This is a genomic window from Vibrio sp. F13, from assembly GCF_020806305.2.
Taxonomy (GTDB): Bacteria; Pseudomonadota; Gammaproteobacteria; order Enterobacterales; family Vibrionaceae; genus Vibrio; species Vibrio crassostreae_C.
The window spans coordinates 1,407,031-1,423,632 of record NZ_CP170175.1 but is presented as its reverse complement, the minus strand read 5'-3'; the positions used below and the strand labels follow the sequence as shown (position 1 = coordinate 1,423,632).

Here is a 16,602-nt window from a genome sequence, read left to right as displayed (position 1 = left end):
CAATCTGTGTGGGCACTCGTTGATGAATATCAAAACGTTTTATCTTCTCTTTTAATTAAGAGAAGTAAAACAGATTCCTCGGAATCAACTTTGGTTTCAATGAACTGAGTGACCAATACGAATAACTACTTTCTCTTGTAGAAAGAAAGTATTTGGCACAGTCAATTCATTATCTTTCTGTTGGAAAGATAATAGCTTTAAAATTACACAGTAGTTTTGAAGTCAGTATTCATTGAGCCGACAAAATCTTAAATTGAAGAGTTTGATCATGGCTCAGATTGAACGCTGGCGGCAGGCCTAACACATGCAAGTCGAGCGGAAACGACACTAACAATCCTTCGGGTGCGTTAATGGGCGTCGAGCGGCGGACGGGTGAGTAATGCCTAGGAAATTGCCTTGATGTGGGGGATAACCATTGGAAACGATGGCTAATACCGCATGATGCCTACGGGCCAAAGAGGGGGACCTTCGGGCCTCTCGCGTCAAGATATGCCTAGGTGGGATTAGCTAGTTGGTGAGGTAATGGCTCACCAAGGCGACGATCCCTAGCTGGTCTGAGAGGATGATCAGCCACACTGGAACTGAGACACGGTCCAGACTCCTACGGGAGGCAGCAGTGGGGAATATTGCACAATGGGCGAAAGCCTGATGCAGCCATGCCGCGTGTATGAAGAAGGCCTTCGGGTTGTAAAGTACTTTCAGTTGTGAGGAAGGGGGTAGTGTTAATAGCGCTATCTCTTGACGTTAGCAACAGAAGAAGCACCGGCTAACTCCGTGCCAGCAGCCGCGGTAATACGGAGGGTGCGAGCGTTAATCGGAATTACTGGGCGTAAAGCGCATGCAGGTGGTTCATTAAGTCAGATGTGAAAGCCCGGGGCTCAACCTCGGAACTGCATTTGAAACTGGTGAACTAGAGTACTGTAGAGGGGGGTAGAATTTCAGGTGTAGCGGTGAAATGCGTAGAGATCTGAAGGAATACCAGTGGCGAAGGCGGCCCCCTGGACAGATACTGACACTCAGATGCGAAAGCGTGGGGAGCAAACAGGATTAGATACCCTGGTAGTCCACGCCGTAAACGATGTCTACTTGGAGGTTGTGGCCTTGAGCCGTGGCTTTCGGAGCTAACGCGTTAAGTAGACCGCCTGGGGAGTACGGTCGCAAGATTAAAACTCAAATGAATTGACGGGGGCCCGCACAAGCGGTGGAGCATGTGGTTTAATTCGATGCAACGCGAAGAACCTTACCTACTCTTGACATCCAGAGAAGCCAGCGGAGACGCAGGTGTGCCTTCGGGAACTCTGAGACAGGTGCTGCATGGCTGTCGTCAGCTCGTGTTGTGAAATGTTGGGTTAAGTCCCGCAACGAGCGCAACCCTTATCCTTGTTTGCCAGCGAGTAATGTCGGGAACTCCAGGGAGACTGCCGGTGATAAACCGGAGGAAGGTGGGGACGACGTCAAGTCATCATGGCCCTTACGAGTAGGGCTACACACGTGCTACAATGGCGCATACAGAGGGCAGCAAGCTAGCGATAGTGAGCGAATCCCAAAAAGTGCGTCGTAGTCCGGATTGGAGTCTGCAACTCGACTCCATGAAGTCGGAATCGCTAGTAATCGTGAATCAGAATGTCACGGTGAATACGTTCCCGGGCCTTGTACACACCGCCCGTCACACCATGGGAGTGGGCTGCAAAAGAAGTGGGTAGTTTAACCTTTCGGGGAGGACGCTCACCACTTTGTGGTTCATGACTGGGGTGAAGTCGTAACAAGGTAGCCCTAGGGGAACCTGGGGCTGGATCACCTCCTTATACGAAGATATTTACGATGAGTACCCACACAGATTGATATGTTTAAACAGTTAAGAGTAACCTAGTCCCGTTCGTCTAGAGGCCTAGGACACCGCCCTTTCACGGCGGTAACAGGGGTTCGACTCCCCTACGGGATACCATCTTTAAGCACATTTATTTAAGTGTTTTTAAAAATGGTTCATTTTATTGAATCAAGCTCTTTAACAATTTGGAAAGCTGACTGATTAACTGACTTACGAGTCATGTTAATCAAATTTAAAAGTTCTCAATGTTTATCTGCTCTTATTTAATAAGAACGGTATAAACACAACAAACACATTCAAGTGTCTTGGCTTTTTGTCTTCACTTTTTAAAAGTGGAAATAAAGAGTGATTCAAACTTAGTTTGAATCGAAATTGAGTCCGGCAAACAGTCATTGAGAATTAACCCTTCTTGATGACAACCAAAAACCTTGGTTAGTTGCCATACACTTATTTGTCTTCACTTTTTAAAGTGAAAGCAAATAGAAACCCTTTCGGGTTGTATGGTTAAGTGACTAAGCGTACACGGTGGATGCCTTGGCAGTCAGAGGCGATGAAAGGCGTAATAACTTGCGATAAGCCCAGATTAGGTAGTAATAACCTTTTGAGTCTGGGATTCCTGAATGGGGAAACCCACTTACATAAGTAAGTATCCTGTTGTGAATACATAGCAACAGGAGGCAAACCGGGGGAACTGAAACATCTAAGTACCCCGAGGAAGAGAAATCAACCGAGATTCCGAAAGTAGCGGCGAGCGAAATTGGATTAGCCCTTAAGCTTTTAATGATGCAGGTGAAGAGTCTGGAAAGTCTCGCAGTAAAGGGTGATAGCCCCGTAACCGACACATCATAATCAGTGAAAACGAGTAGGGCGGGACACGTGATATCCTGTCTGAATATGGGGGGACCATCCTCCAAGGCTAAATACTACTGACTGACCGATAGTGAACCAGTACCGTGAGGGAAAGGCGAAAAGAACCCCTGTGAGGGGAGTGAAATAGAACCTGAAACCGTGTACGTACAAGCAGTAGGAGCACCTTCGTGGTGTGACTGCGTACCTTTTGTATAATGGGTCAGCGACTTAATTTTAGTAGCAAGGTTAACCGTTTAGGGGAGCCGTAGGGAAACCGAGTCTTAACTGGGCGTACAGTTGCTAGGATTAGACCCGAAACCAGGTGATCTAGCCATGGGCAGGTTGAAGGTTGAGTAACATCAACTGGAGGACCGAACCGACTAATGTTGAAAAATTAGCGGATGACTTGTGGCTAGGGGTGAAAGGCCAATCAAACCTGGAGATAGCTGGTTCTCCCCGAAAGCTATTTAGGTAGCGCCTCGGACGAATACTACTGGGGGTAGAGCACTGTTAAGGCTAGGGGGTCATCCCGACTTACCAACCCTTTGCAAACTCCGAATACCAGTAAGTACTATCCGGGAGACACACGGCGGGTGCTAACGTCCGTCGTGGAGAGGGAAACAACCCAGACCGCCAGCTAAGGTCCCAAAGTATAGCTAAGTGGGAAACGATGTGGGAAGGCTCAGACAGCCAGGATGTTGGCTTAGAAGCAGCCATCATTTAAAGAAAGCGTAATAGCTCACTGGTCGAGTCGGCCTGCGCGGAAGATGTAACGGGGCTAAGCTATACACCGAAGCTGCGGCTACGTACCTTAGGGTGCGTGGGGTAGGGGAGCGTTCTGTAAGCCGTTGAAGGTGGTCTGTAAGGGCTGCTGGAGGTATCAGAAGTGCGAATGCTGACATGAGTAACGATAAAGGGAGTGAAAAACTCCCTCGCCGGAAGACCAAGGGTTCCTGTCCAACGTTAATCGGGGCAGGGTAAGTCGACTCCTAAGGCGAGGCCGAAAGGCGTAGTCGATGGGAAACGGGTTAATATTCCCGTACTTCTTACAATTGCGATGGGGGGACGGAGAAGGCTAGGTGGGCCTGGCGACGGTTGTCCAGGTTCAAGTACGTAGGCGGGTGGTTTAGGTAAATCCGGACCGCTATTAACGCTGAGATACGATGTCGAGCTACTACGGTAGTGAAGTCATTGATGCCATGCTTCCAGGAAAAGCCTCTAAGCTTCAGATTGTAAGGAATCGTACCCCAAACCGACACAGGTGGTCGGGTAGAGAATACCAAGGCGCTTGAGAGAACTCGGGTGAAGGAACTAGGCAAAATGGTACCGTAACTTCGGGAGAAGGTACGCTCTTATCAGTGAAGTCCCTTGCGGATGGAGCAGACGAGAGTCGCAGATACCAGGTGGCTGCAACTGTTTATTAAAAACACAGCACTGTGCAAAATCGTAAGATGACGTATACGGTGTGACGCCTGCCCGGTGCCGGAAGGTTAATTGATGGGGTTAGACTTCGGTCGAAGCTCTTGATCGAAGCCCCGGTAAACGGCGGCCGTAACTATAACGGTCCTAAGGTAGCGAAATTCCTTGTCGGGTAAGTTCCGACCTGCACGAATGGCGTAATGATGGCCACGCTGTCTCCACCCGAGACTCAGTGAAATTGAAATCGCTGTGAAGATGCAGTGTACCCGCGGCTAGACGGAAAGACCCCGTGAACCTTTACTACAGCTTGGCACTGAACATTGAACCTACATGTGTAGGATAGGTGGGAGACTATGAAACCGCGTCGCTAGATGTGGTGGAGTCGTCCTTGAAATACCACCCTTGTAGTTTTGATGTTCTAACGTTGGTCCCTGAATCGGGATTACGGACAGTGCCTGGTGGGTAGTTTGACTGGGGCGGTCTCCTCCCAAAGAGTAACGGAGGAGCACGAAGGTGGGCTAAACACGGTTGGACATCGTGTGGTTAGTGCAATGGCATAAGCCCGCTTGACTGCGAGAATGACAATTCGAGCAGGTGCGAAAGCAGGTCATAGTGATCCGGTGGTTCTGAATGGAAGGGCCATCGCTCAACGGATAAAAGGTACTCCGGGGATAACAGGCTGATACCGCCCAAGAGTTCATATCGACGGCGGTGTTTGGCACCTCGATGTCGGCTCATCACATCCTGGGGCTGAAGTCGGTCCCAAGGGTATGGCTGTTCGCCATTTAAAGTGGTACGCGAGCTGGGTTTAGAACGTCGTGAGACAGTTCGGTCCCTATCTGCCGTGGGCGTTGGAAAATTGAAAGGGGCTGCTCCTAGTACGAGAGGACCGGAGTGGACGAACCTCTGGTGTTCGGGTTGTCATGCCAATGGCATTGCCCGGTAGCTAAGTTCGGAATCGATAACCGCTGAAAGCATCTAAGCGGGAAGCGAGCCTTGAGATGAGTTTTCCCTGGCACTATAAGTGTCCTAAAGGGTTGTCGTAGACTACGACGTTGATAGGCAGGGTGTGTAAGTGCTGCGAGGCATTGAGCTAACCTGTACTAATTGCCCGTGAGGCTTAACCATACAACACCCAAGGGGTTTTGTGGACTCAAAGAAAGACCAGACCTTGAATGAGTTTGAAGAGATAGACTTTTAAATCAGTTTTCCAGATTATTTTGCCTTCAGTTTTTAAAAAAAGCTGAAAGTAAAAGCAAAATTTGCTTGGCGACCATAGCATTGTGGACCCACCTGATTCCATGCCGAACTCAGAAGTGAAACACAATAGCGCCGATGGTAGTGTGGGGCTTCCCCATGTGAGAGTAGGACATCGCCAGGCTTTAAATTTATTTTCACTTTTTTAAAAGTGAAGACAAAAGTTCGACTTTGTCTATTAAGTAGACAAGTCACCATAGAGTTCTAAGTTTTCTTAGTATTTTATGTTGACTTTCAAAGTGGAAAGCGTATTATACGCGTCCTGCTTGAGTGCTAAAGCACTGAAAGCAAAGCTCTTTAACAATTTAAACCTATCAATCTGTGTGGGCACTCGTTGATGAATATCAAAACGTTATTGGTTCTTTTTCGAAAGAGCGTAATGACAGTTACTTCGGTAACAAACTTGATTTCAATGAACTGAGTGACCAATACGTTTAACTACTTGTAGTTATTCGGCACAGTCAATTCATTACCATTCTGTTCCTATTTATTTAAGAAGAGAGGGGTAATAGCTTTAGAATTACATGTTTACTTCGGTAAATATTAGTTTTGAAGTCAGTATTCGTTGAGTCACAAAATCTTAAATTGAAGAGTTTGATCATGGCTCAGATTGAACGCTGGCGGCAGGCCTAACACATGCAAGTCGAGCGGAAACGACTTAACTGAACCTTCGGGGAACGTTAAGGGCGTCGAGCGGCGGACGGGTGAGTAATGCCTAGGAAATTGCCTTGATGTGGGGGATAACCATTGGAAACGATGGCTAATACCGCATAATGCCTACGGGCCAAAGAGGGGGACCTTCGGGCCTCTCGCGTCAAGATATGCCTAGGTGGGATTAGCTAGTTGGTGAGGTAATGGCTCACCAAGGCGACGATCCCTAGCTGGTCTGAGAGGATGATCAGCCACACTGGAACTGAGACACGGTCCAGACTCCTACGGGAGGCAGCAGTGGGGAATATTGCACAATGGGCGAAAGCCTGATGCAGCCATGCCGCGTGTATGAAGAAGGCCTTCGGGTTGTAAAGTACTTTCAGTTGTGAGGAAGGGGGTAGCGTTAATAGCGCTATCTCTTGACGTTAGCAACAGAAGAAGCACCGGCTAACTCCGTGCCAGCAGCCGCGGTAATACGGAGGGTGCGAGCGTTAATCGGAATTACTGGGCGTAAAGCGCATGCAGGTGGTTCATTAAGTCAGATGTGAAAGCCCGGGGCTCAACCTCGGAACTGCATTTGAAACTGGTGAACTAGAGTACTGTAGAGGGGGGTAGAATTTCAGGTGTAGCGGTGAAATGCGTAGAGATCTGAAGGAATACCAGTGGCGAAGGCGGCCCCCTGGACAGATACTGACACTCAGATGCGAAAGCGTGGGGAGCAAACAGGATTAGATACCCTGGTAGTCCACGCCGTAAACGATGTCTACTTGGAGGTTGTGGCCTTGAGCCGTGGCTTTCGGAGCTAACGCGTTAAGTAGACCGCCTGGGGAGTACGGTCGCAAGATTAAAACTCAAATGAATTGACGGGGGCCCGCACAAGCGGTGGAGCATGTGGTTTAATTCGATGCAACGCGAAGAACCTTACCTACTCTTGACATCCAGAGAATCCAGCGGAGACGCAGGAGTGCCTTCGGGAGCTCTGAGACAGGTGCTGCATGGCTGTCGTCAGCTCGTGTTGTGAAATGTTGGGTTAAGTCCCGCAACGAGCGCAACCCTTATCCTTGTTTGCCAGCGAGTAATGTCGGGAACTCCAGGGAGACTGCCGGTGATAAACCGGAGGAAGGTGGGGACGACGTCAAGTCATCATGGCCCTTACGAGTAGGGCTACACACGTGCTACAATGGCGCATACAGAGGGCAGCAAGCTAGCGATAGTGAGCGAATCCCAAAAAGTGCGTCGTAGTCCGGATTGGAGTCTGCAACTCGACTCCATGAAGTCGGAATCGCTAGTAATCGTGAATCAGAATGTCACGGTGAATACGTTCCCGGGCCTTGTACACACCGCCCGTCACACCATGGGAGTGGGCTGCAAAAGAAGTGGGTAGTTTAACCTTTCGGGGAGGACGCTCACCACTTTGTGGTTCATGACTGGGGTGAAGTCGTAACAAGGTAGCCCTAGGGGAACCTGGGGCTGGATCACCTCCTTATACGAAGATATCTTTGATGAGTACCCACACAGATTGATGGTTTAGATTTAGTTAAAGCCAGAGCTTTAATTAATAACGTAAGTTATTGATTAAAGCTTTTTGCTTTATGCTCTTTAACAATTTGGAAAGCTGACTGATTGATTACTTACGAGTAATTCAATCAAATTTAAAAGTTCTCAATGTTTATCTGCTCTTAGTTAATAAGAACGGTATAAACACAACAAACACATTCAAGTGTCTTGGCTTTTTGTCTTCACTTTTTAAAAGTGGAAATAAAGAGTGATTCAAACTTAGTTTGAATCGAAATTGAGTCCGGCAAACAGTCATTGAGAATTAACCCTTCTTAATGACAACCAAAAACCTTGGTTAGTTGCCATACGATTATTTGTCTTCACTTTTTAAAGTGAAAGCAAATAGAAACCCTTTCGGGTTGTATGGTTAAGTGACTAAGCGTACACGGTGGATGCCTTGGCAGTCAGAGGCGATGAAAGGCGTAATAACTTGCGATAAGCCCAGATTAGGTAGTAATAACCTTTTGAGTCTGGGATTCCTGAATGGGGAAACCCACTTACATAAGTAAGTATCCTGTTGTGAATACATAGCAACAGGAGGCAAACCGGGGGAACTGAAACATCTAAGTACCCCGAGGAAGAGAAATCAACCGAGATTCCGAAAGTAGCGGCGAGCGAAATTGGATTAGCCCTTAAGCTTTTAATGATGCAGGTGAAGAGTCTGGAAAGTCTCGCAGTAAAGGGTGATAGCCCCGTAACCGACACATCATAATCAGTGAAAACGAGTAGGGCGGGACACGTGATATCCTGTCTGAATATGGGGGGACCATCCTCCAAGGCTAAATACTACTGACTGACCGATAGTGAACCAGTACCGTGAGGGAAAGGCGAAAAGAACCCCTGTGAGGGGAGTGAAATAGAACCTGAAACCGTGTACGTACAAGCAGTAGGAGCACCTTCGTGGTGTGACTGCGTACCTTTTGTATAATGGGTCAGCGACTTAATTTTAGTAGCAAGGTTAACCGTTTAGGGGAGCCGTAGGGAAACCGAGTCTTAACTGGGCGTACAGTTGCTAGGATTAGACCCGAAACCAGGTGATCTAGCCATGGGCAGGTTGAAGGTTGAGTAACATCAACTGGAGGACCGAACCGACTAATGTTGAAAAATTAGCGGATGACTTGTGGCTAGGGGTGAAAGGCCAATCAAACCTGGAGATAGCTGGTTCTCCCCGAAAGCTATTTAGGTAGCGCCTCGGACGAATACTACTGGGGGTAGAGCACTGTTAAGGCTAGGGGGTCATCCCGACTTACCAACCCTTTGCAAACTCCGAATACCAGTAAGTACTATCCGGGAGACACACGGCGGGTGCTAACGTCCGTCGTGGAGAGGGAAACAACCCAGACCGCCAGCTAAGGTCCCAAAGTATAGCTAAGTGGGAAACGATGTGGGAAGGCTCAGACAGCCAGGATGTTGGCTTAGAAGCAGCCATCATTTAAAGAAAGCGTAATAGCTCACTGGTCGAGTCGGCCTGCGCGGAAGATGTAACGGGGCTAAGCTATACACCGAAGCTGCGGCTACGTACCTTAGGGTACGTGGGGTAGGGGAGCGTTCTGTAAGCCGTTGAAGGTGGTCTGTAAGGGCTGCTGGAGGTATCAGAAGTGCGAATGCTGACATGAGTAACGATAAAGGGAGTGAAAAACTCCCTCGCCGGAAGACCAAGGGTTCCTGTCCAACGTTAATCGGGGCAGGGTAAGTCGACTCCTAAGGCGAGGCCGAAAGGCGTAGTCGATGGGAAACGGGTTAATATTCCCGTACTTCTTACAATTGCGATGGGGGGACGGAGAAGGCTAGGTGGGCCTGGCGACGGTTGTCCAGGTTCAAGTACGTAGGCGGGTGGTTTAGGTAAATCCGGACCGCTATTAACGCTGAGATACGATGTCGAGCTACTACGGTAGTGAAGTCATTGATGCCATGCTTCCAGGAAAAGCCTCTAAGCTTCAGATTGTAAGGAATCGTACCCCAAACCGACACAGGTGGTCGGGTAGAGAATACCAAGGCGCTTGAGAGAACTCGGGTGAAGGAACTAGGCAAAATGGTACCGTAACTTCGGGAGAAGGTACGCTCTTATCAGTGAAGTCCCTTGCGGATGGAGCAGACGAGAGTCGCAGATACCAGGTGGCTGCAACTGTTTATTAAAAACACAGCACTGTGCAAAATCGTAAGATGACGTATACGGTGTGACGCCTGCCCGGTGCCGGAAGGTTAATTGATGGGGTTAGACTTCGGTCGAAGCTCTTGATCGAAGCCCCGGTAAACGGCGGCCGTAACTATAACGGTCCTAAGGTAGCGAAATTCCTTGTCGGGTAAGTTCCGACCTGCACGAATGGCGTAATGATGGCCACGCTGTCTCCACCCGAGACTCAGTGAAATTGAAATCGCTGTGAAGATGCAGTGTACCCGCGGCTAGACGGAAAGACCCCGTGAACCTTTACTACAGCTTGGCACTGAACATTGAACCTACATGTGTAGGATAGGTGGGAGACTTTGAAACCGCGTCGCTAGATGTGGTGGAGTCGTCCTTGAAATACCACCCTTGTAGTTTTGATGTTCTAACGTTGGTCCCTGAATCGGGATTACGGACAGTGCCTGGTGGGTAGTTTGACTGGGGCGGTCTCCTCCCAAAGAGTAACGGAGGAGCACGAAGGTGGGCTAAACACGGTTGGACATCGTGTGGTTAGTGCAATGGCATAAGCCCGCTTGACTGCGAGAATGACAATTCGAGCAGGTGCGAAAGCAGGTCATAGTGATCCGGTGGTTCTGAATGGAAGGGCCATCGCTCAACGGATAAAAGGTACTCCGGGGATAACAGGCTGATACCGCCCAAGAGTTCATATCGACGGCGGTGTTTGGCACCTCGATGTCGGCTCATCACATCCTGGGGCTGAAGTCGGTCCCAAGGGTATGGCTGTTCGCCATTTAAAGTGGTACGCGAGCTGGGTTTAGAACGTCGTGAGACAGTTCGGTCCCTATCTGCCGTGGGCGTTGGAAAATTGAAAGGGGCTGCTCCTAGTACGAGAGGACCGGAGTGGACGAACCTCTGGTGTTCGGGTTGTCATGCCAATGGCATTGCCCGGTAGCTAAGTTCGGAATCGATAACCGCTGAAAGCATCTAAGCGGGAAGCGAGCCTTGAGATGAGTTTTCCCTGGCGCTATAAGCGTCCTAAAGGGTTGTCGTAGACTACGACGTTGATAGGCAGGGTGTGTAAGTGCTGCGAGGCATTGAGCTAACCTGTACTAATTGCCCGTGAGGCTTAACCATACAACACCCAAGGGGTTTTGTGGACTCAATAGAAATACCAAACGCTTGAATGAGTTTGAAAGAGACTTTTAAATCAGTTTTCCAGATTATTTTGCCTTCAGTTTTTAAAAAAGCTGAAAGTAAAAGCAAAATTTGCTTGGCGACCATAGCATTGTGGACCCACCTGATTCCATGCCGAACTCAGAAGTGAAACACAATAGCGCCGATGGTAGTGTGGGGCTTCCCCATGTGAGAGTAGGACATCGCCAGGCTTTAAATTCGACTTTGTCTATTAAATAGACAAGTCACCATAGAGTTCTGAGTTTTCTTAGTATTTTATGTTGACTTTCAAAGTAGAAAGCGTATTATACGCGTCCTGCTTAAGTGCTAAGGCACTGAAAGCGTTCTCTTTTTAGAGAACAAGCTCTTTAACAATTTAAACCTATCAATCTGTGTGGGCACTCGTTGATGAATATCAAAACGTTTTATCTTCCCTTTTTAAAGAGAAGTAAAACAGATTCCTCGGAATCAAATTTGGTTTCAATGAACTGAGTGACCAATACGAATAACTACTTTCTCTTGTAGAAAGAAGGTATTTGGCACAGTCAATTCATTATCTTTCTGTTGGAAAGATAATAGCTTTAGAATTACTTTTTGTAGTTTTGAAGTCAGTATTCATTGAGCCGACAAAATCTTAAATTGAAGAGTTTGATCATGGCTCAGATTGAACGCTGGCGGCAGGCCTAACACATGCAAGTCGAGCGGAAACGACACTAACAATCCTTCGGGTGCGTTAATGGGCGTCGAGCGGCGGACGGGTGAGTAATGCCTAGGAAATTGCCTTGATGTGGGGGATAACCATTGGAAACGATGGCTAATACCGCATAATGCCTACGGGCCAAAGAGGGGGATCTTCGGACCTCTCGCGTCAAGATATGCCTAGGTGGGATTAGCTAGTTGGTGAGGTAATGGCTCACCAAGGCGACGATCCCTAGCTGGTCTGAGAGGATGATCAGCCACACTGGAACTGAGACACGGTCCAGACTCCTACGGGAGGCAGCAGTGGGGAATATTGCACAATGGGCGAAAGCCTGATGCAGCCATGCCGCGTGTATGAAGAAGGCCTTCGGGTTGTAAAGTACTTTCAGTTGTGAGGAAGGGGGTAGTGTTAATAGCGCTGTCTCTTGACGTTAGCAACAGAAGAAGCACCGGCTAACTCCGTGCCAGCAGCCGCGGTAATACGGAGGGTGCGAGCGTTAATCGGAATTACTGGGCGTAAAGCGCATGCAGGTGGTTCATTAAGTCAGATGTGAAAGCCCGGGGCTCAACCTCGGAACTGCATTTGAAACTGGTGAACTAGAGTACTGTAGAGGGGGGTAGAATTTCAGGTGTAGCGGTGAAATGCGTAGAGATCTGAAGGAATACCAGTGGCGAAGGCGGCCCCCTGGACAGATACTGACACTCAGATGCGAAAGCGTGGGGAGCAAACAGGATTAGATACCCTGGTAGTCCACGCCGTAAACGATGTCTACTTGGAGGTTGTGGCCTTGAGCCGTGGCTTTCGGAGCTAACGCGTTAAGTAGACCGCCTGGGGAGTACGGTCGCAAGATTAAAACTCAAATGAATTGACGGGGGCCCGCACAAGCGGTGGAGCATGTGGTTTAATTCGATGCAACGCGAAGAACCTTACCTACTCTTGACATCCAGAGAAGCCAGCGGAGACGCAGGTGTGCCTTCGGGAGCTCTGAGACAGGTGCTGCATGGCTGTCGTCAGCTCGTGTTGTGAAATGTTGGGTTAAGTCCCGCAACGAGCGCAACCCTTATCCTTGTTTGCCAGCGAGTAATGTCGGGAACTCCAGGGAGACTGCCGGTGATAAACCGGAGGAAGGTGGGGACGACGTCAAGTCATCATGGCCCTTACGAGTAGGGCTACACACGTGCTACAATGGCGCATACAGAGGGCAGCAAGCTAGCGATAGTGAGCGAATCCCAAAAAGTGCGTCGTAGTCCGGATTGGAGTCTGCAACTCGACTCCATGAAGTCGGAATCGCTAGTAATCGTGAATCAGAATGTCACGGTGAATACGTTCCCGGGCCTTGTACACACCGCCCGTCACACCATGGGAGTGGGCTGCAAAAGAAGTGAGTAGTTTAACCTTTCGGGGAGGACGCTCACCACTTTGTGGTTCATGACTGGGGTGAAGTCGTAACAAGGTAGCCCTAGGGGAACCTGGGGCTGGATCACCTCCTTATACGAAGATAGTCACGATGAGTGCCCACACAGATTGATTAGGTTTAGAAAAGTTAAGAGACGATATTGGGTCTGTAGCTCAGCTGGTTAGAGCGCTCGCCTGATAAGCGGGAGGTCGGTGGTTCGAGTCCACTCAGACCCACCAATATCGACTAGATACAAAGATGGGGCTATAGCTCAGCTGGGAGAGCGCCTGCCTTGCACGCAGGAGGTCTGCGGTTCGATCCCGCATAGCTCCACCATCTTTAAGTGTTTTTATCTGAAAATATTTAAAAATGGTTTCGAAAGAAATCTAGCTCTTTAACAATTTGGAAAGCTGACTGATTGATTTACTTACGAGTAATTCAATCAAATTTAAAAGTTCTCAATGTTTATCTTTCATTAGATAAACACAACAAACACATTCAAGTGTCTTGTATTCGATTCAAACTTGTTTGAATCACAATTGAGTCCGGCAAACAGTCATTGAGAATTAACCCTTCTTGATGACAACCAAAAACCTTGGTTAGTTGCCATACGCTTATTTGTCTTCACTTTTTAAAGTGAAAGCAAATAGAAACCCTTTCGGGTTGTATGGTTAAGTGACTAAGCGTACACGGTGGATGCCTTGGCAGTCAGAGGCGATGAAAGGCGTAATAACTTGCGATAAGCCCAGATTAGGTAGTAATAACCTTTTGAGTCTGGGATTCCTGAATGGGGAAACCCACTTACATAAGTAAGTATCCTGTTGTGAATACATAGCAACAGGAGGCAAACCGGGGGAACTGAAACATCTAAGTACCCCGAGGAAGAGAAATCAACCGAGATTCCGAAAGTAGCGGCGAGCGAAATTGGATTAGCCCTTAAGCTTTTAATGATGCAGGTGAAGAGTCTGGAAAGTCTCGCAGTAAAGGGTGATAGCCCCGTAACCGACACATCATAATCAGTGAAAACGAGTAGGGCGGGACACGTGATATCCTGTCTGAATATGGGGGGACCATCCTCCAAGGCTAAATACTACTGACTGACCGATAGTGAACCAGTACCGTGAGGGAAAGGCGAAAAGAACCCCTGTGAGGGGAGTGAAATAGAACCTGAAACCGTGTACGTACAAGCAGTAGGAGCACCTTCGTGGTGTGACTGCGTACCTTTTGTATAATGGGTCAGCGACTTAATTTTAGTAGCAAGGTTAACCGTTTAGGGGAGCCGTAGGGAAACCGAGTCTTAACTGGGCGTACAGTTGCTAGGATTAGACCCGAAACCAGGTGATCTAGCCATGGGCAGGTTGAAGGTTGAGTAACATCAACTGGAGGACCGAACCGACTAATGTTGAAAAATTAGCGGATGACTTGTGGCTAGGGGTGAAAGGCCAATCAAACCTGGAGATAGCTGGTTCTCCCCGAAAGCTATTTAGGTAGCGCCTCGGACGAATACTACTGGGGGTAGAGCACTGTTAAGGCTAGGGGGTCATCCCGACTTACCAACCCTTTGCAAACTCCGAATACCAGTAAGTACTATCCGGGAGACACACGGCGGGTGCTAACGTCCGTCGTGGAGAGGGAAACAACCCAGACCGCCAGCTAAGGTCCCAAAGTATAGCTAAGTGGGAAACGATGTGGGAAGGCTCAGACAGCCAGGATGTTGGCTTAGAAGCAGCCATCATTTAAAGAAAGCGTAATAGCTCACTGGTCGAGTCGGCCTGCGCGGAAGATGTAACGGGGCTAAGCTATACACCGAAGCTGCGGCTACGTACCTTAGGGTATGTGGGGTAGGGGAGCGTTCTGTAAGCCGTTGAAGGTGGTCTGTAAGGGCTGCTGGAGGTATCAGAAGTGCGAATGCTGACATGAGTAACGATAAAGGGAGTGAAAAACTCCCTCGCCGGAAGACCAAGGGTTCCTGTCCAACGTTAATCGGGGCAGGGTAAGTCGACTCCTAAGGCGAGGCCGAAAGGCGTAGTCGATGGGAAACGGGTTAATATTCCCGTACTTCTTACAATTGCGATGGGGGGACGGAGAAGGCTAGGTGGGCCTGGCGACGGTTGTCCAGGTTCAAGTACGTAGGCGGGTGGTTTAGGTAAATCCGGACCGCTATTAACGCTGAGATACGATGTCGAGCTACTACGGTAGTGAAGTCATTGATGCCATGCTTCCAGGAAAAGCCTCTAAGCTTCAGATTGTAAGGAATCGTACCCCAAACCGACACAGGTGGTCGGGTAGAGAATACCAAGGCGCTTGAGAGAACTCGGGTGAAGGAACTAGGCAAAATGGTACCGTAACTTCGGGAGAAGGTACGCTCTTATCAGTGAAGTCCCTTGCGGATGGAGCAGACGAGAGTCGCAGATACCAGGTGGCTGCAACTGTTTATTAAAAACACAGCACTGTGCAAAATCGTAAGATGACGTATACGGTGTGACGCCTGCCCGGTGCCGGAAGGTTAATTGATGGGGTTAGACTTCGGTCGAAGCTCTTGATCGAAGCCCCGGTAAACGGCGGCCGTAACTATAACGGTCCTAAGGTAGCGAAATTCCTTGTCGGGTAAGTTCCGACCTGCACGAATGGCGTAATGATGGCCACGCTGTCTCCACCCGAGACTCAGTGAAATTGAAATCGCTGTGAAGATGCAGTGTACCCGCGGCTAGACGGAAAGACCCCGTGAACCTTTACTACAGCTTGGCACTGAACATTGAACCTACATGTGTAGGATAGGTGGGAGACTTTGAAACCGCGTCGCTAGATGTGGTGGAGTCGTCCTTGAAATACCACCCTTGTAGTTTTGATGTTCTAACGTTGGTCCCTGAATCGGGATTACGGACAGTGCCTGGTGGGTAGTTTGACTGGGGCGGTCTCCTCCCAAAGAGTAACGGAGGAGCACGAAGGTGGGCTAAACACGGTTGGACATCGTGTGGTTAGTGCAATGGCATAAGCCCGCTTGACTGCGAGAATGACAATTCGAGCAGGTGCGAAAGCAGGTCATAGTGATCCGGTGGTTCTGAATGGAAGGGCCATCGCTCAACGGATAAAAGGTACTCCGGGGATAACAGGCTGATACCGCCCAAGAGTTCATATCGACGGCGGTGTTTGGCACCTCGATGTCGGCTCATCACATCCTGGGGCTGAAGTCGGTCCCAAGGGTATGGCTGTTCGCCATTTAAAGTGGTACGCGAGCTGGGTTTAGAACGTCGTGAGACAGTTCGGTCCCTATCTGCCGTGGGCGTTGGAAAATTGAAAGGGGCTGCTCCTAGTACGAGAGGACCGGAGTGGACGAACCTCTGGTGTTCGGGTTGTCATGCCAATGGCATTGCCCGGTAGCTAAGTTCGGAATCGATAACCGCTGAAAGCATCTAAGCGGGAAGCGAGCCTTGAGATGAGTTTTCCCTGGCACTATAAGTGTCCTAAAGGGTTGTCGTAGACTACGACGTTGATAGGCAGGGTGTGTAAGTGCTGCGAGGCATTGAGCTAACCTGTACTAATTGCCCGTGAGGCTTAACCATACAACACCCAAGGGGTTTTGTGGACTCAAAGAAAGACCAGACCTTGAATGAGTTTGAAGAGATACTTTTATAGCTCTATTAGAT

Annotated in this window: 3 tRNA genes and 8 rRNA genes; all 11 read left to right on the top strand. The window is 48.9% G+C overall.

Annotation, left to right across the window (positions count from 1 at the left end):
• The first annotated feature begins 250 nt into the window (after window positions 1-250).
• The 11 genes from LMH68_RS06350 (at window position 251) to LMH68_RS06300 (ending at window position 16,518) form a co-directional block, all read left to right on the top strand.
• Window positions 251-1,805 (top strand): 16S ribosomal RNA (locus LMH68_RS06350).
• A 64-nt stretch (window positions 1,806-1,869) separates the two neighbouring features.
• A tRNA-Glu gene (locus LMH68_RS06345) sits at window positions 1,870-1,945 on the top strand.
• A gap of 385 nt (window positions 1,946-2,330) precedes the next feature.
• Window positions 2,331-5,224: ribosomal RNA gene (locus tag LMH68_RS06340) — 23S ribosomal RNA — on the top strand.
• Window positions 5,225-5,361: 137 nt separating this feature from the next.
• Window positions 5,362-5,477: ribosomal RNA gene (gene rrf, locus LMH68_RS06335) — 5S ribosomal RNA — on the top strand.
• A gap of 458 nt (window positions 5,478-5,935) precedes the next feature.
• Window positions 5,936-7,490 (top strand): 16S ribosomal RNA (locus tag LMH68_RS06330).
• Between the two features lie 436 nt (window positions 7,491-7,926).
• Window positions 7,927-10,820, top strand: a 23S ribosomal RNA gene (locus LMH68_RS06325).
• Window positions 10,821-10,955: 135 nt separating this feature from the next.
• Window positions 10,956-11,071: ribosomal RNA gene (gene rrf, locus LMH68_RS06320) — 5S ribosomal RNA — on the top strand.
• A 424-nt stretch (window positions 11,072-11,495) separates the two neighbouring features.
• A 16S ribosomal RNA gene (locus tag LMH68_RS06315) occupies window positions 11,496-13,050 on the top strand.
• 67 nt (window positions 13,051-13,117) lie between these two features.
• A tRNA-Ile gene (locus LMH68_RS06310) sits at window positions 13,118-13,194 on the top strand.
• A 21-nt stretch (window positions 13,195-13,215) separates the two neighbouring features.
• Window positions 13,216-13,291: transfer RNA gene (locus LMH68_RS06305), tRNA-Ala, on the top strand.
• Between the two features lie 333 nt (window positions 13,292-13,624).
• Window positions 13,625-16,518 (top strand): 23S ribosomal RNA (locus LMH68_RS06300).
• The 16S, 23S and 5S rRNA genes sit together here with 3 tRNA genes alongside, the layout of an rRNA operon.
• The last annotated feature ends 84 nt before the right edge of the window (window positions 16,519-16,602 follow it).